Origin of the sequence: Arthrobacter sp. NicSoilB4 (genome assembly GCF_019977335.1) — a bacterium.
Lineage (GTDB): Bacteria > Actinomycetota > Actinomycetes > Actinomycetales > Micrococcaceae > Arthrobacter.
In genome coordinates, this window is the sequence record NZ_AP024653.1 from 225,584 (window position 1) to 247,768 (window position 22,185).

The window sequence follows — 22,185 nt, forward strand, 5'->3', positions numbered from 1 at the left end:
GGGTGGCGGAACGTGCGGGCCGGCGTCGGAGGCTAGCGTTCCAGCCGGAACCCGAGCTTGATCGTCACTTGCCAGTCGGCCACCGCACCGTTTTCGAGGTGTCCGCGGATTTCCTTGACTTCGAACCAGTCCAGGTTCCGCAGGGTCTTGGCCGCCTCGGCGATGCCGTTGCGGACGGCGGCATCAACGCCTTCGTTCGACGTTCCGACAATTTCAGAAATGCTGTAAGTGTGATTAGACAACTTCGCTCCTCGTGATCGCCATCGAGACCCGGCGGTGGGCCGTTCCTGCAGATTAGCCGACAGATCGCGGCGGGACTAGGGGCGGGAGTCCGCCCATCAGGATCCGAAGACGGGTCCCGGCTCGGGGCGCTTGGGCGTCCGGGGCAGGGCGTCGGGCCGTTTCCGGACGCGGCTGACCATCCAGGGCAGCAGGTAGGTGGTGAACCAGGCGAGGTCCCCGGCTTTGCTGTCCCGCCAGCTCGCAACAGGCATCGGCTTCGGTTCCAGCGGCCTCAGTGTGTGGGGGACGTTGAGGGACTCCAGCACCATGGCCGCGATGGTGTGGTGCCCGATCGGCGAGAAGTGCAGGCGGTCGGGGTCCCACATTCGCGGGTCCGAGAGCTGCCGCAAGGCCCAAAGGTCGGCGATCACCCCGTGGTGGCGTGCGGCGATGGTCCGGATGTTTTCGTTGAAGACGGCGACCCTGCCGCGGTTATGGCCCAGCAGCGGCGTGTCGCCCCAGTCGGGGCCGGTGAACAGCACGATGGTGGCGCCGGTGGCACTGAGCATGCCCACCGCAGCGTCGAGGGTGGCAGCGAGCCGGTCAGGATCCCTCCGGTGAAAGACAAGGTCGTTTCCGCCGGCCGAGAGGGTGACCAGGTCCGGCTTCAGCGCGATCGCGGGTCCAAGCTGCCGGTCCAGGATTTCACGCAGGACCAGGCCGTTGACGGCGAGGTTGGCGTAGCGGAAGTCCGCCCTGCCCTCGCTGAGTTCCTCGGCGATACGGTCAGCCCAGCCCCTCATGCCGCCCGGGCTCAGCGGTTCCGGGTCCCCGAGGCCCGCCGTAAACGAATCCCCCATGGCGACGTAACGGCTCCACAGGCCTGCGTTCCTTCGCCAGGCTGCATCCGGCGCCCGGCCCGGCCTCCCCTGACCCGGCGCGGGACGCCATCCGCCGGCCGGGCCGGCGCCAGGATCCAGGAAACCGGCGGCGTTCACACTCCCAGCAATACGCCGAAAATTCTGGTTCCACTAGGTCCTAAGGTCCCTAGCGGGAGTGGGGTATCAGACCCTGCCTTGCCGGGCCGATCTGCGTGGCCAGCGCCGCGAGGTTAACGAACGTCGGCGGCGAGGGTGACGTCGTCACCTCGACCGTCGAAAACTGGGAGCGCACCAACGGCATCGACTACTCGGGCGTGTTCTACACCAACAAGTACGTCATCGGGCAGTTCCTCAAGCAGGGCGGTGGCGGCGTCGTCGTTAACCTTGCTTCGATGTTCGGCCTCGTGGCGGTCTCCAACAACATCGCCTACTCGGCTTCGAAGGGCGGCGTCGTAAACATGACCCGCGCCGCCGGGACGATGTACGCGAAGGAGGGCATCCGTGTGAACGCAGTGGCCCCGGGCGTCATCCGCACTCCTCTCATCGACGAGCCGACCCTCGAGCAGTATGCAAACCTGCATCCGGCCGGTCGCGTCGGCGAGGCGCAGGAAGTCGCCGACCTCATCACTTTCCTCGCGAGCGACAAGGCGAAGTTCATCACCGGGGCGACCATCCCGATCGACGGCGGCTATACGGCCGTGTAGTCCGAAGCCCGGAACATCCGACGTGCGCCCCCTCTTTCCGAGGGGGCGCACGTCGTTCCGCCAGGCGCCCGGCCCGGGGCGGGCGGCGCCCCAGTCATACCCTGCCGGGTATCGGCAATACGCAGGGGGGTATATCATGGAATGAACCCTGAAGATCCCGGAGGAACAAATGGAACTCGATCCCGCCGACATGAAGCCCGTCATCAACCGGCTTCGCCGTGCCCAGGGGCAGCTCGCCGCTGTCACCCGCATGATCGAAGAGGGCCGCGACTGCAAGAGCGTTGTCACCCAGCTGGCCGCCGTTTCCAGTGCCCTGGACCGGGCCGGATTCTCGATCATCGCCACCGGCCTGCAGCAGTGCATGCAGCAGGAGGACCCCAGCCTGGACCGGGCCGAACTCGAGAAGCTCTTCCTCTCGCTCGCCTGAGCTCCGGCTGAGCCCTGCCCCGCATTCCGGCCGCCCGACACGTTCCGCCGCCCAGTCAGGCCGGGCGGGCCGCCAGCACGAAAGTCTTGAGGTCATCCAGCGTCTGCTGCATGTGCGCGTCCATCGCATCCCGCGCCCGGTGCGGGTCACGCGTCGCCAGCGCATCCACGATTTTCTGGTGATGGCCGATCGCGTGCGCCTGGATTTCACGCACCTCCGACGTCTGGGTCCGCCGCTTCTCCAGCACCCGGTGCAGCGGTGCGAACAGCACGGCCACAAAAACATTCTCCGAGGCGCGCAGGATCAGGTCGTGGAACGCCAGGTCCGCGGCCACGAATGCGGCCAGATCGTGCTGTTCGTGCGCGGCACGCATGGATTCCAGCTGCCCGGAAAGGGTCTTGAGATCGGAGTCGCTGATCCGGCCGGCGGCAAGTTCGCAGGCGCCCGATTCCAGCATCCGGCGCAGCTCGATCAGCTGGACCGCGGCCGCCGCGTCGTTCTTCCCCTCTGAGGCCGCCCGGAGCACAGCCTCCAGGGAGGCCCAGCGGCTCAGCGGATTGACGAACGTCCCCCGGCCGCGCTCCACGCTCAGGATCTGCTGGGCTTCAAGGGTCTTCATCGCCTCGCGGACCGTCATGCGGCTCACCTCATGGCGCGCGCTCAGCTCCAGCTCGCCGGGGACGGATGCGCCGGGCGGGAATTCGCCGGCAATGATGCGGTCCAGCAGTTCGTCTGCGACGACGCCGACCAGCGATTTCCTAGCCAATTTTCCCCATTCGCCGTCACCGATTTGCCTGATGGACAAGTCTACTTGCGCGTCTTTGTGCCATATGCCACACTAGCATTCAAATGTTAGATGTCAGACATCTTACAAATGACCCGAACGCAGCAGACTTTCCCACAATGGAGTGCAAGTGCCCTTTGAATCAGAGCTTTTCGAAGCAGATGTGCTGGCCGCTTTCCCGGCAGAAGTCCGGATTCCCGCCCGGACCGTGGCGGGCGCCCTCGAGGCTTCTTCCGAGTCGTCCCCCCGGATCCTGGTGGTGCTCGACGACGACCCGACCGGCACGCAGTCCGTCGCGGACCTGCCGGTCCTCACCCGCTGGGAGGTCGCCGACTTTACGTGGGCTTTCAACCACCGCATCGACGGCCGCCGCCAGGGCGCCGTCTACGTCCTGACCAACACGCGGAGCCTGGACCCTGCCGAAGCGGCCGCCCGCAATGAAGAAGTGGTCCGGAACGCCCTCGCGGCGGCCGCCCTCGAATCCGACGGTGCCGGTCCCAGCGCTTCGGGTTCAAGCGGTGTCAGTTCCCGCGATGCTAGGTCAAGCCTGCGGCTTGCGTTCGTCAGCCGCAGCGACTCCACCCTCCGCGGCCACTACCCGCTGGAACCGGACACCATCGCGGCGACCATCGCCGCCGTCAGCGGCGAGGCGACGGACGGCGTCGTGATCGTCCCCGCGTTCCCCGACGCCGGACGCGTGACGATCGGCGGCGTGCACTACATGCGCGGGACCGGCGAGGACGCAGGCAAACTTACCCCGGTGGCCGAGACCGAATTCGCCCGGGACGCGAGCTTCGGCTTCGCCAATTCCGAACTGGCGAAGTACGTGGAAGAGAAGTCCGGCGGCCGGTTCCAGGCCGATTCGGTGATCGTGCTGGACCTGAACATCATCCGGGCCGCCGGCCCGGACGGCGATCCCGAGATTTCGGCCAAGGCGATCGCCGACGCCATCGACTCCGCCGCCGGCTCCACGCCGATCGTCGCCGACATCGTGACCGAAAACGACTTCCACGCCCTCGCCCTGGGCCTCGAGGAAGCCGAACGCCGCGGCAAGAAGCTGCTCTACCGGGTGGGACCGCCGTTCGTCCGGGGCCGCATCGGCCAGGAAATCCGCCCCGCGCTCAGCGGCGAGGAGGCCTACGCGGGCAACACGCCCTCCGGCGCCGGCGGCCTGATCGTTGTCGGCTCGCACGTGGGTGTCACCACCCGCCAGCTCAAGGCCCTCGTCGAACAGCACAGCGCCGCGCGCATCGTGGAGATCGACGTCGAACAGCTGCTCGGCGGGGACGCGGAGAGCTACCTGGACGGAATCGTCCGGGACGTCGTGGAGTCCCTGCACAGCGCGGACGTCATCGTCCACACGAGCAGGCTGCTCATCAAAACGGACGACGCCGCCGAGAGCCTCCGGATTGCCCGCACGGTGTCCGCCGCCGTCGTCGCAGTGGTGAACCGGACGCTCAAGACATTCCCGCCGCGCTTTGTCATCGCCAAGGGAGGCATCACATCCTCGGACGTGGCCGCCCACGGCCTGGAGATCCGCCACGCGATCGTCCGCGGCCCCATGCTGCCGGGCATCGTCAGCCTGTGGGAGCCGGTGGACGGACCCGCGAAGGGCATCCCCTACATCGTTTTCGCCGGCAACGTGGGCGACGACGAATCCCTGGCCCAGGTCACCCGCAAGCTCAGCAATACTTTCTAGCCCCTCATTTCAACGGAGAAGATCATGAACTACAAAGTCACCGTCCTCGGCTTGGGCGCCATGGGGCTGCCCATGGCTGCCCGGCTGGCAACCCAGCTGACCGTCCACGGCTTCGACATCGCCGAGCCGCGCCTGAAACTCGCCGAAGAGGCCGGCATCAGGACCTTCTCCTCCGCCCGTGCGGCGGCCGAGGGCGCCGACGCCCTGCTGCTGGCCGTGCGCAACGGCGAACAGCTGGACGACGTCCTCTTCGGCGCGCACGGTGTCGCCTCCGTGCTTAAGCCGGGCGCCGTCGTGATCCTCGGCAGCACCGTGGGCACCGAAGCCATTCCGGCCACAGTCGCCCGCCTCGCGGAGTTCGGCGTTTCCCTCGTGGACGCCCCGCTCTCCGGCGGGCCGAAGCGCGCCGGCGAAGGCGACCTGCTGATCGTGGTCGGCGCCGAACCGCAGGCGCTGGAAACGGCCCGGCCGGTCCTGGAACTTCTGGCCTCCACCCTGACCGTCGTGGGCGACAAGCCCGGCGACGGCCAGGCCCTCAAAACCGTCAACCAGCTGCTCTGCGGCATCCACATCGCCGCCGCCGCCGAGGCAATGGCGCTCGCGGACGCCCTTGGCTTGGACCAGGCCAAGACCCTCGCGGCCCTGGAAGCCGGTGCCGCCGGGTCCTTCATGCTGTCCAACCGCGGCCCCCGCATCCTCGAGGCCTACACGGAAAACGGCGCCGAGGTCCTCAGCCGCCTGGACATCTTCGTCAAGGACATGGGCATCGTCGGCAAGGCCACCCGCGCCGCAGGCCTCGCAGCCCCGGTGGCCGCCGCCGCCGAGCAGCTCTACCTGCTCGGCCAGGCCCAGGGGCTCGCCGCCGCCGACGATTCCGCCGTCATCAAGGTTGTCGCCCCCGCCAGGCGTACCAACTAACCAACCCCTCGACGGGCGGCGGCGGAACCCCCTCCTCCGCCGCCCGATTCATCCGCTCGCCGCAATGGCGACGTCAAAGGAGACACACCCCAGATGAACCCCCTGATCAACTCTTTGATGGTGCGGGCGGCCGATGCCCCCGTCATCAAACCTGCCGTGGAGCTGGGTACTCCGCTGTTGCTGACCATCGCCGTAGCCGGCGTCGCACTGCTGCTGCTTATGATCATCCGTTTCAAGATTCAGGCCTTCGTGGCCCTGCTCACCGTCAGCATCCTGGTGGCCGTGGCCGCGCAGATCCCGCTGAAGGACGTCTTCACCGTGGTGGCGAACGGGGTGGGGAGCACCATGGGCAAGGTTGCCCTGCTGATCGCCCTCGGAGCCATCCTGGGCCGGATGATCGAGGTCTCCGGCGGCGTGCAGTCGCTCGCGGACCACTTCACCGCCAAACTCGGTGCGCGGCGCGTGGCCGTGGCCCTCACAGCCGTAGGCTTCCTGGTGGCAATTCCGGTGTTCTTCGAAGTCGGCATCATCGTCCTGGTGCCGGTCGTCTACGCCTTCTCCAAGATCGCCAACGTCCACCCGATCAAGTTCGGACTGCCCATGGCCGGCATCATGCTGGCCATCCATGTGGCGGTGCCGCCGCACCCGGGGATCGTCGCCGGGGCAGGCGTGCTCGGCGCCGACATCGGCCTGATCGCCCTTATCTCCTTGGCGATCTGCGTGCCGCTCGGCTTCCTCTCATACTGGGTCGCTTCGATCATGAACCGCAAGAACTACGATCTGCTGCCCTCCGTCAAAGCCCAGGTGGACGAGTTCGGCTCCGCCACCGTGGTCCGTGTCGGCCACGAGGGTCCGGGCAGCAAGGCTGCCGCCCCGCCCCGTCCCGGCCTGATCATCTTCCTCATCGCCACCCCGATCGCGCTGATCCTCCTCGGCACCGTCGGCACGCTCGTGATCGACAAGAACAGTGTCTGGTACGGCGTCGCCTCCTTCGTCGGGAACCCCGTCTTCGCCCTGCTGGTGGCAGTTGCGCTCAGCTTCTTCCTACTGGCCGTCCGCCGCCGGTGGTCGCTGAACGAAACCGGGGAGATCTTCGAAGGCGCCCTGCCCCCGATCGCCTCCATCCTCATGGTTGTCGCGGCCGGCGGAGTGTTCGGCAGTGTCCTGCAGGTCAGTGGCATCGGCAAGGCGCTCTCCGAATCCCTCGACACGCTCGGCGTGCCGCTGCTGCTCCTTGGCTTCATCATCTCGCTGGCCCTGCGCGCCGCGCAGGGTTCGGCCACCGTCGCGATCGTCACCACGGCCGGCCTGCTCTCCTCCGCGGTTGCCGGCGGCGGCTACACACCGGCGCAGATTGCCGTGATCGTGATCGCCATCGGCTTCGGCTCCCTCGGCCTCTCGCACGTGACGGACGCAGGCTTCTGGGTGGTCGTCCGCTACTACGGACTGACGGTCGCCGACGGCCTGCGCACGTGGACTGTGCTCACCACAATCCTTGGCCTCGCCGGCTTCGCGCTGGCATTCGTGGCCTGGATCCTGGTGGGAGGCCTGAGCGCCTGATGCGTGCCCGTCTCGATCACCTTGTCGCGTCAGCCCTCCAGCAGGGATCGGCCGTCCCCGCCTTCACCTGCTATGACTTCACGACGGCCCTCGCCGTGGTGGCGGCGGCCGAAGACGCCGGTCGCGGCGCCATCCTGTTGGTCTCACCGAGCACGGCGGCCACCCCGAACGGACTTCGGCTGATTGCGGCGCTGCGCGGTCTCGCGGACGCGGCGTCCGTCCCGGTCGCCATCCAGCTCGACCACGCCGCCGACCTCCGGGTGATTGCCGACGCCGTCGCCGCCGGCGCAGACTCCGTCCTGGTGGACGGATCGTCGCTTGAGTACGAGGACAACATCGCCCTGGTCCAGGCCGCGCGCGCCGCGCTGGACCTGCCGGCGGCTGGCGGCGCCGGCACCGGCTCCGGGGACATCGTGATCGAAGCCGAACTCGGCGGCCTGGCCGGAGACGAGGACAAGGCCTTTGGAGCCGACGCCGCTGGCAGCGCCCCGGCAGCCGGACTCACCGACTCCGCCCAGGTGGAGGACTTCGTGGTCCGCACCGGAGCCCAGCTGCTGGCCGTGGCCGTGGGCAACGTCCACGGCCGGTACCAGGGCGAACCGGAGCTGCGGTGGGACGTGCTGCAGGACATCGCGGTGCGGACCCGCGTTCCCCTGGTGCTGCACGGCGCCTCGGGCATCCCGGCCGCCGAGCTCGTCAAGGCCGCCGCCATGAACGTGGGCAAGGTCAACTTCAACACGGAGCTGCGCACCGGCGTCCTGGAAACCCTCGAGGCACGCACGGGAGCCCACCGCAGGGACGGCGAAAACCTGCAGGGACTGCTGGCCGAGTGGGACGCCTCGGCCGGGACTTTCGCGGCCACCGCCCTGGCCACACTCTCGCGCTAGCTCCTCACAACCGCTCCGAAAGCGGGGGAGGCTAGGATCAGGACATGATCCTGGCCTCCCTCGTTTTTGCGCTGCTTGCGGCCCTGCTGCACGTCTATATCTTCACCATGGAGTCCATCACCTGGACGAGGCCAGCCACGTGGAAGCGCTTCGGTGTGGCCTCGCAGGCGGACGCCGACACCACCCGGCCGCTGGCCTACAACCAGGGCTTCTACAATCTCTTCCTCGCCGCCGGTGCCCTGGCCGGCACCGGCGCCATCGCCCTCGGGTACTCCACGGTCGGGTGGACCCTGGTCCTCAGCAGTTGCGGATCCATGCTCCTGGCCTCGATCGTTCTCGCCCTGAGCGGACGCAAGTACCTCCGTGCCGCCGCCACCCAAGGTGCGACGCCGCTGCTCGCCGTCGCCCTCGGTGTGCTGGGGCTGCTGACCACCTGAACCCGACGCAAAAGTGGGCCTGTCGGCACTGGCCGGGCACCCGGACAAGGCCGACAATGAAGGCACACACAGAAGCGTTGACGCCCAACAGCCCACGCGGCGTTGGCAGGTTCCTTGGGGGCTCAATGGTTCCACGGCAGCGGGCAGGGAGCGGGCAGGCCATGCGGCCCGACCGCGACCTGGTGATCGACCTCGCAAGGTTCTTCTGCCTTGCACTCGTGGTGGTGTCGCACACCATGATGGTGAGCCCCGTGCTGCACCCGGACGGCACCGCGACCTCCGACAACACCCTCGGCAACCAGCGATGGTTCGAACCGGTGGTCTGGGTCCTGCAGGTCATGCCGCTCTTCTTCGTCGCCGGCGGCATTACCGGGCTGCAGTCCTGGCGCCGCCTCCGGGCCCGGGGCGGCAACACCTTCGACTACATGCAGGCGCGCATGCTGCGGCTCATCCGCCCCGCCGCTGTGCTGCTCGCCATCATGTTCACCGGGCTCTGGGCGGCGCGGCTGGCCGGGGTGGACCCGCAGGTCATCCAGCTGCTGGTGTCCGGTGCCGGCATGCCGCTGTGGTTCCTCGCCGCCTACCTCGCGGCGCAGCTGAACCTTCCGTTCCTGGCGCGGCTGCACGCCCGCGCGCCCTGGCTGACCCTGGCGGGACTCACGTCGCTGGTGGTGACGGTGGACTGCCTGCGGGGCATGATGCCGATGCTGGCGTACCTCAACATGGTCTTCCTTTGGTGCGCCGTGCAGCAGCTGGGATTCTTCCTCGCCGACGGCGGGCCGCTGGTCCCCGGGCGCATCGCGCTGGCGGGCATCATCCTGGGCAGCAACCTGGTCCTGGGGCTGCTCGTGTGGCTGGGACTGTACTCCGGCAACATGCTGGTAAACCTCAATCCGCCCAACCTGACCCTGTTGCTGCTCGGGTTCTCGCAGGCCGCCGCCCTGCAGCTTTTCCGGCCCGTGCTGGCCAGAATCGCGTCGCTGGTGCCGCTTCGGCGGTTCATCGGGCTGGCCGGGCGGAGGTCCATGACCGTCTACCTCTGGCACCTGCCCCTGCTCGCGGCGCTGTCCGGGCTGTTGCTTCTGACCGACTTTCCGCAGCCCGCGGGCGGAACTGCCGCCTGGTGGTGGGGGCGGCCGCTCGTGCTGCTGGCCGTGATCGGCCTGCTCCTGCCCGTAGTGGCGCTCTTCGGCCGGCTCGAAGAACGCCCGACGTCGGCCGGCACCGCCCGGTCCCGTCCGGCGGCCGCCGTGGTGACGGCCGCCGTCGTGGTCTTTGTTCCGGTGGCCGACGCGGCGCTCAGCGGACTGACGCTGGGACTGCTCGGCGGGGGAGCGGCGTGCTTCGCGCTCGCCGTGCTCCTGCTGGGGCGGATCCCCGTCCGGCTCGTGGCCGGCCAGGGTCCCGCCGGATCGGGACCGCCATTGCCACGCCCGCCATTAAGTGCCAATGTCGAACCATGACGGAGAACTCGGCAGCCACTGAAGACACGTTCAGCCCGAACGTATCCACCACCCGGAATGACGAGCTGCACCGCTATGAGCTCCATGTTGGCGGAAAGCTGGCCGTCCAGATCCGCTTCATCGACGAACCGGGCCATGTGGACTTCATCCACACCGATACGGCGGAACAATTCCAGGGCCAGGGACTCGCCAAGGTACTGGCTCACTTCGCCTTGGACGACGTCGTGGCGTCCGGCAAGCGGATCATCCCCAACTGCCCTTTTATGTACAGGTACCTGCGCAAGCACGACGCCTACACCCAATACATCGACTGGCCGGAGCGGCCCCCGGCCGGAGCCTGACACCGCACGGCCATTGCGGCGGCGCCGGGCTTGTGACCGGGGCAACAAGCCCGTAAAGTTTTAGCAGAGTTATGCAGTTGGCTCTTGGACGTGTCCCTTTGGAGAACCCCGTGAACCATAAACTGCGTGTGCTTGTCCGTGTGGATGTCGACCCCGGACACGTGACCCTCGAAGTCACCGGCTGCCTTACCCAAACAGAATTCCCCTCGCTGCTGCACATCATGCGGCGGGCGGGCCGCATCGGTGCAGGCACCGATGTCGTCATCGACCTTCACGGCGCGTCCCACCTGGACCCGGAGATCCTCCTGCAGCTGAGGTCCATCGCCGCTGCCAGTACTGATGCACTGCAGCCGGACGCCGGGTCCCCGGAGCAGGCTGCGGCCGGAAATCAGCCCTTCCCCGTCATCCTCGCGGAACCCGCGGAGCTGCCTATCTGCCTGTTGCACGTCGGCTCCGACGGCGAAGTCCTTGCCGGGCTCGAGGGGGAGCCCGCTCCGGTCCCGCTGCTTGACCCCGGCGCCGGGCCCTTCGATGATGGCTTCGCGGACGTCGCCGGCGCAGGGAGGCTGAACCCGGGACTGGACGGGGCCTGCAGCCCGATCCCCGACGAGGTCAGCACCGTCAACGGCGCGGAGCTCTCCGAATACTTCGAGGGGACGCTTGACCCGGCCTCCACTGTCCGGGCTTTGTCCGACGTCGCACTGGGCCAGCTGGCAGACGCCCTGTACCGGCACCTCGACACCAGCAACCCGTCATTCGGCGCGCACACCTGGTACGAGCTGGCCGCCGAAGAGCTGCAGAACCGCCACCTGGACGCCGCGGGCGGCCCCGCGGAGGGCGAACTTGCCGCCGGGCAGGCCCTGGCTTAACCCGCAGGGTTAGGCTGTTGCCATGACTTCACCTGCCGCGACACCTGCTGACAGCACTGCCCTGATCACCGGAGCAACCGCCGGCATCGGGGCCGAATTCGCCCGCCAGCTCGCCGCACAGGGGCACAGCCTGGTTCTTGTGGCCCGCGATGCCGCACGGCTGCGGGCCACGGCTGAAGAGCTGGAGAAACGGTACGGCATCCGGGCCGAAGTCCTCGCCGCGGATCTGACGGACGACTGCGGTGTGGCAGCCGTCGTCGCCCGGCTCACTGACCCGGCGCGTCCGGTGGAAATCCTGGTCAACAACGCCGGAATCGGCTTGCTGCGCTCCTTCGCGGAGAACGACATCAAGGAAGAGACCAAGCACCTCAAGCTGCACGTCGAGACCGCCATGCAGCTGACCCACGCCGCCCTGCAGGGCATGCTCAGCCGGCAGTCCGGCAGGATCATCAATGTCGCCAGCGTGGCCGCGTTCCTGCCCCGCGGAAGCTATTCGGCGGCAAAAGCCTGGCTTGTCAGCTTCTCCCGCTGGGCCAACCTCGCCTACTCCAAGCAGGGCGTGGCCGTGACAGCCGTCTGCCCCGGCTTCACCCACACCGAGTTCCACGACCGGATGGGCATGGACAAGACGGCAACTCCGCGCTGGATGTGGCTGCAGGCCGAACGCGTGGTGCGGGAAGGCCTCGCCGACAACGCAAAGGGCAAGGCCGTCTCCATTCCGTCCAAGCGCTACAAGGTGCTGACCGCGGCCGCCCGGGTCCTCCCGGCCCGGTTTGTGGCCGGGCCGCCGCGCCGCGCCAAGTAGGCACCGGCCCGCTCGCGGAACCTTGCGCGGAGGACCAGTGCGGCGCACCAGTGCCCCGCGTGACCGGGCTGCGGGCCATGGCCGCGGGTCAGGGCGCGTCGTCGGTGATCCGGACGGCAAGCATGCACGTCGTCAGCCCTTCCAAAGTGTCCAGGCGCACATTCAACAGCCGCGACATCAGCGCCAGCCGCTTGCTCAGCGTATTCCGGTGGATGTACAGGGCCCGGCAGGCTTTGGAGGGCTGGGCGTCGTGGTCCAGATAGGCCCGGAGTGTAGGCAGCAGCCGGCCGTTGTTAACCCGGTCATATTCCAGGAGCGGTGCGAGCAGATTCTCCGCTGCCGCGTGTGCGCCGCTTCCGGCGGTCGCCAGCACCAGGGACTCGATGCTCATCGACGCCGCAACGGTGGGCATGCCCACCTGCCGCACCAGCCGCTGGGCATGGGCGAGGCCGAGCCGCAGCTCATCCACGCTGCGCAGCGGCCCCTTGATGACCAGGCGAAGCCCGGGAACTATCGGCCGGAGTGAGCCCAGCAGCCGGTCCGGGATCCCTTCCCAGTCCGCCCCGGTGTCCGTGCGGGCCTGGGCCAGGGCGTAGATCGAGCCTCGATAAGTGAAGACGTGGGCGTTGTTCAGGTGCTCCTGCACGGCCAGCCGAATCCGCCAGGCGTGCGGCAATTGGGCTTTGTCCGGCTCGGCGACCAACAGGAACGTGGGCGCGTGCGGGTCCAGGCCCGTGGCCCGGAACGTCCGGGTCAGCTCCTTCAGCGCAACCCCCTGCCAGTCCTCCAGCTGCTGCATCAGCCGCTCCAGCTTGGCCTGGTGCGGCGCGCTGGCCTTGAACGCGCTGTTGAGCTGCATGGCAAGGATGGACGACGCCGGGCCGATGAGCGTGGCGAGCGGCTCCCCGGTTGTCCCGCCCCGGACCACCAGCTGGAAATGGTCCGTGCCGCCCGTGGGGAGCGCGAAGCTGGAACTCTGGGCGCCCCGGTTATGGCGGAGGTCCTCCGCGGCCCAACGGGAACTGGCCGGCCAGCAGCTGATCAAGGCGCCGGTGGTGTCAAAGATGGCACACTGGCCCTCGGCCGCGGCCGCCACCTCCGCAAGCACGGCCCGGAGGGATCCGCCGGACCGCGCCGCTTTTGCGCACAGGTCGGCCAGCTCCCACGATTGCCGGGTCAGGGCAAACCGTTCGGCTTCGAGGACGCTGGTGACGAAGCGCTGCAGCTGCAGGGCCGGGACGACGCTGGGCACCTCCAACAGGGGGATCCCGTGGGCCTTGGCGGCCTCCACCAGCGGTTTGGGAATCAGCCGGTGCGCCACTCCCGTGACGAAGGCGATGGCGCACACGGGAACACCGGCCAGCCGTTCGACGTAGGCGTCCCACGTCCGTTGGTCGAAGAAGTTGAAGCCGATCCCGTGGGTGATGAGCAGGCAGTTGGCACCCAGGAAGGGCGTGGGATCCAGGAATTCCGCCGGGGCGCTGTAGCTGATGGACGTCGACAGGCTCTTCGCCGTGGACGGTGTGTGCAGCCTGAGCTGGAGGGTGTCCTCCGCCAACAGATCCGAGACCCTCATGTTGCCTCCCCGGTGCGCCGTCGCCCCGAAAAACTTGGTGTGCAACGTGCACACCTGCCATCAAAGTTAGTGGACATTTGCCCCCTATGTAAGGGGTGGGGCAGTCCCTAATGTTGAACGCATGAACAATGTTAATGTGGGCAATGTCACAGGTCTCGGCGAGAAAGAACCCGGCGAGAAAAAACCTATTGAGATCAATTCGGACATGGGCGAAGCGTTTGGTCTGCACAGCTTCGGCAATGATCTGGCCCTGATGGAAATCATCGATGTCGCCAACGTGGCCTGCGGTTTCCACGCCGGGGACCCGGACACCATGGAAGAAACCGTGGCCGCGGCCAAGGCGCATGGCGTGCGGATCGGTGCGCACCCCGGCCTGCCGGACCTGACCGGGTTCGGCCGCCGGGAGATGAAACTGACTCCGGCCGAAGTCGAGTCGATCATCCTCTACCAGACGGGCGCGCTGGTGGGCTTCCTGAAAAAGGCCGGACTGGAACTCAACCACATCAAACCCCATGGCTCCCTGTACGGGATGCTCTCCCGGGATCCCGAGCTGATGCGGTCCGCCGCGAAGGTCGCCGCGCTGTACGGAGTTCCCATGTTCGGGCTCGCGGGAACAGCCCACGAAAGCGTCTGCGCGGAAATGGGGGTGCCGTTCGTCGGCGAACTCTACGTGGACCTGAACTACAACCCCGCCGGCCAGCTGATCATCCAGCGCCGGCCCGAGGCCACAGACCCCGCCAAAGCAGCCGAGCGCGTGCGGAGGGTCCTGGACGACGGACTCGTGGAAACGTCGGACGGCTCAACCGTCAGCATCGACTTCACCAGCATCTGTGTCCACTCCGACGCCGCCAACTCGCCGGCCGTGGCGCAAGCCGTGCGGTCGGCCCTGGGCGGACGGTAGCCAAATGATCTGCCATGCACTGCCCACCCCACCGCAACTGAAAGGCACACCATGTCACACCAAGTCACCTCGCCGCTTCCCGGAGTGTTCTACCGCAAGCCCGGCCCGGACAAGGATCCCTATGTGCAGGAAGGCGACGACGTCGAGGCGGGCCAGACGATCGGCGTCGTCGAAATCATGAAGCAGTTCAGCGAGGTCAAGACAGAAGTTGCCGGAAACCTGGTCAAGTTTGAGGTGTCGGATTCCGGCACCGTCAATCCGGGTGACGTGATTGCAGTGATAGAGGAAAAACCATGAAGAAACTGCTCATAGCCAACCGGGGGGAGATCGCAGTACGGATTATCCGCACAGCCCGTGAACTGGGGATCCCCACGGTGGTGGTGGCCAGCGAACCCGACGTCGACGGGCTGGCGGCCCGCCTGGCGGATGAATACGCGGTCATTGGACCGGCCCCCGCCAGCCAGAGCTACCTGGATCACGGCGCCGTCCTCAAGGCGGCGGCAGACTTCGGCTGCGACGCCGTGCACCCCGGCTACGGGTTCCTGTCCGAGAACGCCGCGTTTGCCCGGGCCGTCGTGGAGGCGGGGCTCATTTGGGTGGGTCCGTCCCCGGAAGCCATCGAACTGATGGGCGACAAGGCGCGGGCCCGGCAGGCGGCCGAGGCGGCGGGGGTTCCCACCTTGCGCGGAACACACGGCGAGGCCCCCACCGGCGATGCCCTGCTGGAGATCGCAGCCGAGATCGGCTACCCCCTCGTGGTCAAGGCGGCGGCAGGCGGCGGCGGGCGCGGGATCCGGCTCGTGACGCGTGCCGAAGACCTGGCCTCGACCGTCGAAGTGGCCCAGGCCGAAGCGGCCGCCGCGTTCGGCAGCGCCGCCGTGTACCTGGAGAAGTTCGTGGAACGCGCCCGGCACGTCGAGGTCCAGATCCTCGGCGACGGCACCAACGTGGTCCATCTCGGGGACAGGGACTGCTCGATGCAGCGGCGGCAGCAGAAAATCCTGGAGGAGGCGCCCGCCCCTGACCTGCCGGACGACGTCCGCCGGCACATGCTGGAATCCTCGGTGGAGCTCGCCCGGCAGTGCCATTACAAGGGTCTGGGCACGGTCGAGTTCCTGTACGACGCCGTCAACCACGAAGTTTCCTTCATCGAGATGAACACCCGTCTCCAGGTGGAACACCCCGTCACGGAAATGGTCACCGGCCTTGACCTGATCCGGGAGCAGCTGCTGATCGCCGCCGGGGAGCCACTGCGGATGCGGCAGGAAGACGTCGTCTTCCGCGGCCACGCCTTCGAATTCCGGCTCAACGCGGAGGACCCGTCCAAAGGCTTTATGCCCAGCCCCGGGCTCCTGGAGCGCCTCGACTGGCCGGGCGGGCCCGGCGTCCGCATCGACTCCGGCTTCGTCGCCGGGTCCACGGTGATGCCGTTCTACGACTCGCTCTTGGCGAAGATCATCGTCTGGGACGAAACCCGTGACGAGGCCATCGGCCGGTCCATCCGCGCCCTCGACGAGATCACGATCGAAGGCGTATCAACCACCATTCCGCTGCTCAGTGCCGTGTTGCACCGGCCGGAACTGAAGTCGGTGGAGCACCACACCAAGTTCATCGAAACCACCCCGGAGATCCTGGGGGGCCTGTCATGAGTGACACGCTGGGCGCCGGCTCGCTCAAAGGCACGGCCCGCTACACCTGGGGCGGCGACGAGTTCCTCTTCGTCGAAATCTCCGAGGCGATGAGCCTCGCGGCGAACTTCAAATCCAACTCGATGGCAACCAGGCTCGGCGCCCGGGCGCTCGCCGGCGTGACTGAAATCTGCCCCGCCAACGCGTCCCTGCTGGTCCGTTTCGACCCCGACCTGCTCGACGCGGCGGAACTGGAAGCGGCCATGCGGGAGATCGAAGTCGAAGTGGACAACACCGCCCACCCGGTGCTGAACACCCGGCTGATCGAAGTGCCTGTCTGGTACGACGACCCGTTTACGAGGGAAACCGGCGCCCGCTTCCGCAGCGGCCACCAGCGGCCCGAGGGCACGGACCTGGATTTCGCGGCCGAGGTCAACAACCTCTCCGATTCCGCCGAGTTCATCAGGCGCCACCACAGCAGCCCCTGGCTGGTCTCCATGGTCGGGTTTGTCGCCGGCCTGCCGTTTATGTTCCAGATGGTGCCCAGGGAGCAGCAGCTGGAAGTGCCCAAGTACCTCAGCCCACGAACGGACACGCCGCCCCTCACCGTCGGTCACGGCGGCTGCTTCGCCTGCATCTATTCCGTCCGCGGCGCCGGCGGCTACCAGATGTTCGGCATCGCGGCGGCTCCGATCTTCGACCCCGCGCAGTCCCTGGCCGACTTCAAGGACTTCATGGTCTTCTTCAAACCTGGCGACATCGTCAAGTTCCGGCCGGTGATCGAGGACGAATACAAGAGCATCAAGGATCAGGTGGAAGCAGGCACCTTCGTCTACAAGCAGGTGCCGGTCACCTTCGACCTGGCCGAGGCCCTCGGCGATCCGGAGAGCTACAACACCAAGCTATTGGAGAACCTCAATGACTCTTGAGATCTTGGAACCCGGCCTGTCAACGACGGTCCAGGACCGGGGAAGATTCGGCCACTACAACGTGGGAATCCCGCAAGGCGGCTCCATGGACCAGCTCTCCGCGGAGATCGCGAATGCCCTGGTGGGCAACAGTGCCGAGGAAGCGGTACTGGAATGCACGTACCTGGGCCCGAAATTCCGCACCTCCGCCCCCGCGGTGATCGCCGTCGGAGGCGCCCCTGTGGACGTGAAAGTCAACGGGGCCGCAGCCCCGCAGTGGGAAGCAATCGAACTGGCCGCCGGAGACGAGGTCTCGTTCGGCTTCCTCCAGGGCGGCACACGCTATTACGTGGCTGTCCGCGGCGGCATCGACGTGCCCCTGGTGCTCGGCAGCCGCTCCACCTACGCCCTTGGCGCCCTGGGCGGCTTTCAGGGGCGCAAGCTCGCCGCGGGGGACGAGGTCCCGGTCGGCGACACGGCGTCCGGGGAAGTCCTCGCCGGAATCGCTCCGGAACTTCGGCCGGAGTTTCCTGCCGAAACGGAGATCAGGGTCCTTCTTGGCCTTTACGACCACCGGCTGACCAAGTCCGGTCTGGCGACCCTGCTGGACTCGACCTGGACGCTCACCCCGGTGGCCGACCGGACCGGCCTGCGCTACAGCGGACCGGCTGTCGAATGGGAGGAGCGGGAGCAGCCCTTCGGCGCCGGTTCCGATCCGTCCAATATTGTCGACGCCGGATATGCGGTGGGCTCCATCCAGATCCCCGGTGGCAACGAACCGATCGTCCTGCACCGCGACGCCGTGTCCGGGGGCGGGTACGCCATGGTCGCAACCGTGATCAGCGCTGATATGGACCAGCTTGCCCGCAGCGCTCCCGGCACCAAAACGCGGTTTGTCGCCGTGACCATGGAGGAAGCCGTCGCGGCGCGGGCGGAAGGCAAAGCCCGCCGCCGCTCCATCTGGGGGTAACCAACAAATAGCCCCGTGGCGCCCGCCACTGGCTCCATAAATGCATTCCTACAACACCAGAGGTGTCGCTTTGTCGTACTCAAATCTAGTAATGCCCGCGGATCAGCGGGTCGGCAAATGGTCGCTGACCATGGCCTGGTGGGCCCTGTTCTCGGCCATGTTCTGGATCTACGTGGCCGTCGCCTCGGCCGGTGCCGTGGGGGTACCGAACACCATCATCGGCATGGTCCTCACCATCGCCACCTACGGGATCATCAACCTGGTCCTGTCGCGCTACGCCGCCCGGACGGGACTGACAGTCAGTGTCTTCTCCCGCACCCTGTTCGGGCTGCTGGGTTCCGCGCTCGCTTCACTGATCTTCGCGGCCACGGCGATCTACTACGCCGTCTTCGAAGGCTCCATCATCGCCGTCGCGTTCCACGAGTATTTTGGCGGTGACATCCTGATCTGGTACGCCGCTGTGGTGATCTACGCCGTTCCCCTCGCGGTCGGCGGTGTCCAGCACTGGCTGGACCGGCTCAACGGGTTCCTGCTGCCGTTCTATTTCGCGGGGCTCATCGCCGTGGTCATCGCCGCGACGGTCATCCGCGGCGTGCCCACCAACTGGATCGGCGAGGCCGCGGCCAGCTCCGCGCTGCCCGGCTGGCTGACCTCCTACCTGATCTACATGGGTGTCTACATCATGATGATGTACACGTTCGATTACGCCCGGATGGGCAAGCGTGAGGACCGGAGATTCCTGGGCAGCGTCACTTTCGGCTGGGTGTTCTATGCCTTCACGTTCGGCCTGAACGGACTGGTCGGCATCTACATCATGAGCGCCTGGGGCCTGGAGGCCTCCGAAACAGGGGTGGTCACAGCGTTCATTTCGTCGCTGGGAATCTGGGGCTTGCTGGTCATCTTCATCTCGCAGACCCGCATCAACACGGCCAACTACTTCCTCGCCTCGACGAACCTGTCGGCGTTCGCCCACCGCGCGTTTGGCCTGAACCTCCCACGGTATGTCTGGGTAATCGTCTCTGGCGTGCTGGCCTACCTGCTGATGCTCACGGATGTGCTGAGCTACCTGCTGAAGGCGCTCGCCTGGCAGGGTGTCTTCGTCACGGCCTGGGTGGCGATTGCGCTAACGTACATCGCCATCAACTGGAAAGAGGACCGGTACCTGCCCGAAGTCCGGCCGGGACGGCTGAAGCCGGTCACCGCCGGGGCCATCGCCTGGGTGATAGCCTCCGCGACCGGCATCCTTTTGACCGAGCAAACGGCGCTGCCTGTGGTTTCGCAGCTCACCCCGCTGATCACGATGGCGCTTGCCGCCGGCCTGTACTACGCCGCGTACAAGCTCTCCCCGCCGCCGGTCATGGACGGGCAGAAGGACCTGACGCCGGCGGAGCACGCTGAGCTCCTTGCTGCCGAGCCGCAATAGCCGGACACGCCTAAGGCCTGCCTTGCGTGGTTCCCCCAACGGGTAAATCACGCAAGGCAGGCCTCAATGGGCGGGACTTGACTACAGGTCCTGGTTTAGCCGTCCGGGCTCAGGATGAACCCGGCCGTGCTGCCAGAGGGGGCAAGCTCAGGCCTTGGCCGGAACCTTTTCGGTGTCACGCGCCGCCGTCGGACCGGCAGTCGAATCTGCCGCCGCGGTGGTGAATGGCATGTCCATTTCGACGAGGTCGATCAGCGGGTTCTCGTCCTGGGTCGCAACGATCTCCCTGGCCTCGGCCTGGGTGTCCACGCTGGGCATGGAACCCGGCAGGGGCCGCTGGGCTGATTCCTTGAGGAAGTAGATCGCGATGGCACCGATGGCGGAAGTAGCCATCAGGTAGTACGCCGGCATCATGTCATCACCGGTGGCGCCGATGAGGGCGGCGACGATGAACGGGGTGGTGCCGCCGAAGATGGCCACGGAGAAGTTGTACGCGATGCCCATGGCGCCGTAACGGCTCGCCGTCGGGAACTGCGCCGGCAGGGCCGAGGCCAGGTTGGCCACGTAGAACGTCACCGGGAAGGCGATCATGCCCAGGCCCAGGAGGGTGGACCAGATTTCTCCGACGCCGATCAGCAGGAAGGCCGGGGCGGCCAGGACCACGGTGCTGAGCGCACCGATCCACAGCACGGGGCGGCGGCCGATCCGGTCAGACAGCTTTCCGGTCAGCGGAATGCAGAGGCTCATGATGACCAGCACGGGGATGGTCAGCAGGGTGCCGTGCACGGGATCGTAGCCCTTGGACTCGGTGAGGTACGTCGGCATGTAGGACGTCAGGGCGTAGCCTGCGGTGTTCGCGGCAGCCACCAGGATCATGGCCACAATGAGTGAACGCCAGTAGGCCTTAACAATGCCCACCGGGCCCTTGGAGGCGGCGGCGTCAGAGGAAGCAGCGTCCTTGGCGACGTTTTCCTGGGCGTCCAGGGTGGCCTGGAACTGGGGGGATTCCTCGATCTTGTTCCGGAAGTAGATCGCGATCAGGCCCAGCGGGCCGGCAATGAGGAACGGGATCCGCCAGCCCCACTCCTCCATGGCGCCCTGGCCCAGGGTCAGCTGCAGGCCGGAGACGAGGGCGGCGCCGAGGGCGAAGCCGAGGTAGCTGCCCATGTCCAGGAAGCTGGCGAAGAAGCCGCGGCGCTTGTCCGGGGAGTATTCGCTCACGAAGGTGGTGGCACCGGCGTACTCGCCGCCGGTGGAGAAGCCCTGGACGAGCTTGAGCAGGACCAGCAGGGCAGCAGCCCACATGCCGATCTGCGCGTAGCCGGGCAGGAGGCCGACGGCGAAGGTGCTCGCAGCCATCAGCATCAGGGTCCACGCGAGGACCTTCTGGCGGCCCACCTTGTCGCCGAGCCAGCCGAAGATGACTCCGCCGAGGGGGCGGGCAATGAAGGTTGCGGCGAAGGTGCCCAGCAGGAACAGCGTCTGGACGCTCTTGTCCGCCTCGGGCAGGAACACCGGTCCCATGGTGGTGATCAGGTAGCCGAACACGCCGACGTCGTACCACTCCATGGTGTTACCCACGATGGTGCCGCCGAGTGCTTTCTTGAGCATCGGCTTGTTGACGACGTTGACGTCGGACTCTTTGAGTCGACGCCGCGTCCGCAGCCTTGGTTTCTTTACACCCGTGGGTGCAGCTTGGTAGGTTCCGCTGGCGTTCATCACGCCTGCTGAAGAGTCGGTCGTGCTTCGGTCTTTGGGCATTTGGGCCGCTCCTAAGGAGGTCATTTGCTTGCGACTTGTAGCTGCCCCGCTCTGGGCAGGCTTTCAATTTTACGTGATTTCTATGGTGTTTCCGAGTTTGGTGCCGTATGATCCGGTGTTTCGGCCCCGGGAAGGGGCTAATTGGCGGATTTCTTTTCCGCTGTTTCACCGCGCCAATGCTGGGAATCCCCGGCCCGCACCGGGGCCCGCGCAAAGTTTTTCCCCATACGGCGGTCTGGAGCCGGTTTTTCGGCCCGAATCGGGCCTCCGGGAAGCCCGCCGGGCGGCCCGTTGCACCGCGAAAAGGGGGTACCCGCGGGAGCAGGAATGCGCTTAGGGTTGGAGTCAGCACTGATCAAAAAAGCCGCACAAGGAGAACAGTCCATGACTGACAAAGACACCAAGAAGAGCAGCAACAGCGGAGCCGAAGTGGACGGAAAGTCCCAGGCGAAGCCGGCACAGGACAAAGGCATTAAGTCGCGCCTCACCGACGCCCAGAAAGAGATGCTCGCCAGCAAGTCGCGGGGTGGCGCCGGCTCACAAAGCGTGGGCCACAGCCACAAGCCCACGCACGTCAGCGGCAAGCAGGGACCGACGGAAAAGAAAGTCCGCTGGTAGCCCTACAGACATCGCAAGCCACCCGACCTACGATGGTTGGACACTTCATTTCACAGCTAATTTCGACGGCGTAATTCGACAGCCCGATTCGACAGCGGAAGGAAGAGCAATGGCGGAACACCAGTTCGGAGACGACATCAAACCCGAGGTTGCCAGTCACCTGGCGGAGTCCATGGATGAGGCGCCCGGTCCGGAAACGAAACGCCCCGCCCCGCCTTCCGCAGCCGAAGGGAAACAGTGGCCGGACGGCAACGGCAAGCACCGCCACCCCAAGGAACACGACGTCAAGCATGGGCGCCTGGCGCAGGGGGCCGCGGTTAACGCGGTCCACCGGATCACCCCGCCGGACACCCCGCACTCGTCCTGACCCCCCGCTGGCGCTCCAGCGCCGGCGGCAACAGCC

The 22,185-nt window shown here is 66.9% G+C and carries 24 protein-coding genes; 19 read left to right on the forward strand and 5 right to left on the reverse strand.

Annotated elements, in window-relative coordinates:
* Nucleotides 1-32: 32 nt before the first annotated feature.
* Nucleotides 33-242, reverse strand: a complete 210-nt coding sequence (locus tag LDO13_RS01095) for a dodecin (protein ID WP_056428140.1) — start codon at nucleotides 240-242, stop codon at nucleotides 33-35.
* Between the two features lie 96 nt (nucleotides 243-338).
* Nucleotides 339-1,082: an SGNH/GDSL hydrolase family protein gene (locus LDO13_RS01100; RefSeq protein ID WP_224048256.1), complete on the reverse strand. Its 744-nt coding sequence runs from the start codon at nucleotides 1,080-1,082 to the stop codon at nucleotides 339-341.
* A 233-nt stretch (nucleotides 1,083-1,315) separates the two neighbouring features.
* Here LDO13_RS01100 and LDO13_RS01105 point away from each other — a divergent pair, with 233 nt between their 5' ends.
* Both LDO13_RS01105 and LDO13_RS01110 read left to right on the forward strand, forming a co-directional pair.
* Nucleotides 1,316-1,807 (forward strand): SDR family oxidoreductase, encoded by a 492-nt coding sequence (locus LDO13_RS01105; protein WP_224048257.1) that lies wholly within the window; start codon nucleotides 1,316-1,318, stop codon nucleotides 1,805-1,807.
* A 169-nt stretch (nucleotides 1,808-1,976) separates the two neighbouring features.
* Nucleotides 1,977-2,234 (forward strand): metal-sensitive transcriptional regulator, encoded by a 258-nt coding sequence (locus LDO13_RS01110; protein WP_028270603.1) that lies wholly within the window; start codon nucleotides 1,977-1,979, stop codon nucleotides 2,232-2,234.
* A gap of 55 nt (nucleotides 2,235-2,289) precedes the next feature.
* Here LDO13_RS01110 and LDO13_RS01115 read toward each other — a convergent pair whose 3' ends face one another.
* Entirely contained in the window at nucleotides 2,290-3,000 is a 711-nt protein-coding gene (locus LDO13_RS01115) for a FadR/GntR family transcriptional regulator (RefSeq protein WP_224048258.1), read from the reverse strand.
* A gap of 148 nt (nucleotides 3,001-3,148) precedes the next feature.
* On the opposite strand from LDO13_RS01115, the gene LDO13_RS01120 reads away from it, so the two are divergent.
* The 9 genes from LDO13_RS01120 (at nucleotide 3,149) to LDO13_RS01160 (ending at nucleotide 11,997) form a co-directional block, all read left to right on the forward strand.
* Nucleotides 3,149-4,717, forward strand: coding sequence for a four-carbon acid sugar kinase family protein (locus LDO13_RS01120; protein WP_224048259.1), 1,569 nt, complete (start codon nucleotides 3,149-3,151; stop codon nucleotides 4,715-4,717).
* Between the two features lie 24 nt (nucleotides 4,718-4,741).
* A complete protein-coding gene (locus tag LDO13_RS01125; protein WP_224048260.1) occupies nucleotides 4,742-5,635 on the forward strand; it encodes an NAD(P)-dependent oxidoreductase in 894 nt (297 codons plus the stop codon).
* 93 nt (nucleotides 5,636-5,728) lie between these two features.
* Nucleotides 5,729-7,195 (forward strand): GntP family transporter, encoded by a 1,467-nt coding sequence (locus tag LDO13_RS01130; protein WP_224048261.1) that lies wholly within the window; start codon nucleotides 5,729-5,731, stop codon nucleotides 7,193-7,195.
* A complete protein-coding gene (locus tag LDO13_RS01135; RefSeq protein WP_224048262.1) occupies nucleotides 7,195-8,082 on the forward strand; it encodes a class II fructose-bisphosphate aldolase in 888 nt (295 codons plus the stop codon). Before LDO13_RS01130 ends, LDO13_RS01135 begins: the two co-directional genes overlap by 1 nt.
* Nucleotides 8,083-8,126: 44 nt before the next feature.
* Nucleotides 8,127-8,519, forward strand: coding sequence for a DUF1304 domain-containing protein (locus LDO13_RS01140; RefSeq protein WP_224048263.1), 393 nt, complete (start codon nucleotides 8,127-8,129; stop codon nucleotides 8,517-8,519).
* Nucleotides 8,520-8,680: 161 nt separating this feature from the next.
* Entirely contained in the window at nucleotides 8,681-9,982 is a 1,302-nt protein-coding gene (locus tag LDO13_RS01145) for an acyltransferase (RefSeq protein WP_224048264.1), read from the forward strand.
* A complete protein-coding gene (locus tag LDO13_RS01150; protein ID WP_224048265.1) occupies nucleotides 9,979-10,323 on the forward strand; it encodes a GNAT family N-acetyltransferase in 345 nt (114 codons plus the stop codon). Before LDO13_RS01145 ends, LDO13_RS01150 begins: the two co-directional genes overlap by 4 nt.
* Nucleotides 10,324-10,433: 110 nt before the next feature.
* Nucleotides 10,434-11,192: a hypothetical protein gene (locus LDO13_RS01155; RefSeq protein ID WP_224048266.1), complete on the forward strand. Its 759-nt coding sequence runs from the start codon at nucleotides 10,434-10,436 to the stop codon at nucleotides 11,190-11,192.
* A gap of 22 nt (nucleotides 11,193-11,214) precedes the next feature.
* Nucleotides 11,215-11,997 (forward strand): SDR family oxidoreductase, encoded by a 783-nt coding sequence (locus LDO13_RS01160; RefSeq protein WP_224048267.1) that lies wholly within the window; start codon nucleotides 11,215-11,217, stop codon nucleotides 11,995-11,997.
* A gap of 88 nt (nucleotides 11,998-12,085) precedes the next feature.
* On the opposite strand, the gene LDO13_RS01165 is transcribed toward LDO13_RS01160, so the two are convergent.
* A complete protein-coding gene (locus tag LDO13_RS01165; RefSeq protein ID WP_224048268.1) occupies nucleotides 12,086-13,573 on the reverse strand; it encodes a PucR family transcriptional regulator in 1,488 nt (495 codons plus the stop codon).
* 121 nt (nucleotides 13,574-13,694) lie between these two features.
* Here LDO13_RS01165 and pxpA point away from each other — a divergent pair, with 121 nt between their 5' ends.
* The 6 genes from pxpA (at nucleotide 13,695) to LDO13_RS01195 (ending at nucleotide 19,403) form a co-directional block, all read left to right on the forward strand.
* Complete coding sequence (pxpA, locus tag LDO13_RS01170) at nucleotides 13,695-14,474, forward strand: 5-oxoprolinase subunit PxpA (RefSeq protein WP_224048269.1); 780 nt, start codon at nucleotides 13,695-13,697, stop codon at nucleotides 14,472-14,474.
* 51 nt (nucleotides 14,475-14,525) lie between these two features.
* Nucleotides 14,526-14,771, forward strand: a complete 246-nt coding sequence (locus tag LDO13_RS01175) for an acetyl-CoA carboxylase (RefSeq protein WP_018774875.1) — start codon at nucleotides 14,526-14,528, stop codon at nucleotides 14,769-14,771.
* Nucleotides 14,768-16,123, forward strand: a complete 1,356-nt coding sequence (locus LDO13_RS01180; RefSeq protein ID WP_224048270.1) for an acetyl-CoA carboxylase biotin carboxylase subunit — start codon at nucleotides 14,768-14,770, stop codon at nucleotides 16,121-16,123. The genes LDO13_RS01175 and LDO13_RS01180 overlap by 4 nt, the downstream gene beginning before the upstream one ends.
* On the forward strand, nucleotides 16,120-17,031 hold the full coding sequence (locus LDO13_RS01185) for an allophanate hydrolase subunit 1 (protein ID WP_224048271.1): 912 nt from the start codon (nucleotides 16,120-16,122) through the stop codon (nucleotides 17,029-17,031). The genes LDO13_RS01180 and LDO13_RS01185 overlap by 4 nt, the downstream gene beginning before the upstream one ends.
* Nucleotides 17,021-17,980, forward strand: coding sequence for a biotin-dependent carboxyltransferase family protein (locus tag LDO13_RS01190; protein WP_224048272.1), 960 nt, complete (start codon nucleotides 17,021-17,023; stop codon nucleotides 17,978-17,980). Before LDO13_RS01185 ends, LDO13_RS01190 begins: the two co-directional genes overlap by 11 nt.
* A 91-nt stretch (nucleotides 17,981-18,071) precedes the next feature.
* Nucleotides 18,072-19,403, forward strand: coding sequence for a permease (locus LDO13_RS01195; RefSeq protein ID WP_224048273.1), 1,332 nt, complete (start codon nucleotides 18,072-18,074; stop codon nucleotides 19,401-19,403).
* Between the two features lie 147 nt (nucleotides 19,404-19,550).
* On the opposite strand, the gene LDO13_RS01200 is transcribed toward LDO13_RS01195, so the two are convergent.
* Nucleotides 19,551-21,164 carry an MFS transporter gene (locus LDO13_RS01200; protein WP_224048274.1) on the reverse strand — a complete coding sequence of 538 codons (1,614 nt, stop codon included), beginning with the start codon at nucleotides 21,162-21,164 and terminating at the stop codon, nucleotides 19,551-19,553.
* 384 nt (nucleotides 21,165-21,548) lie between these two features.
* Here LDO13_RS01200 and LDO13_RS01205 point away from each other — a divergent pair, with 384 nt between their 5' ends.
* Together LDO13_RS01205 and LDO13_RS01210 are read left to right on the forward strand one after the other, a co-directional pair.
* A complete protein-coding gene (locus tag LDO13_RS01205) occupies nucleotides 21,549-21,782 on the forward strand; it encodes a hypothetical protein (protein ID WP_224048275.1) in 234 nt (77 codons plus the stop codon).
* Between the two features lie 109 nt (nucleotides 21,783-21,891).
* Nucleotides 21,892-22,149, forward strand: a complete 258-nt coding sequence (locus tag LDO13_RS01210) for a hypothetical protein (protein WP_224048276.1) — start codon at nucleotides 21,892-21,894, stop codon at nucleotides 22,147-22,149.
* The last annotated feature ends 36 nt before the right edge of the window (nucleotides 22,150-22,185 follow it).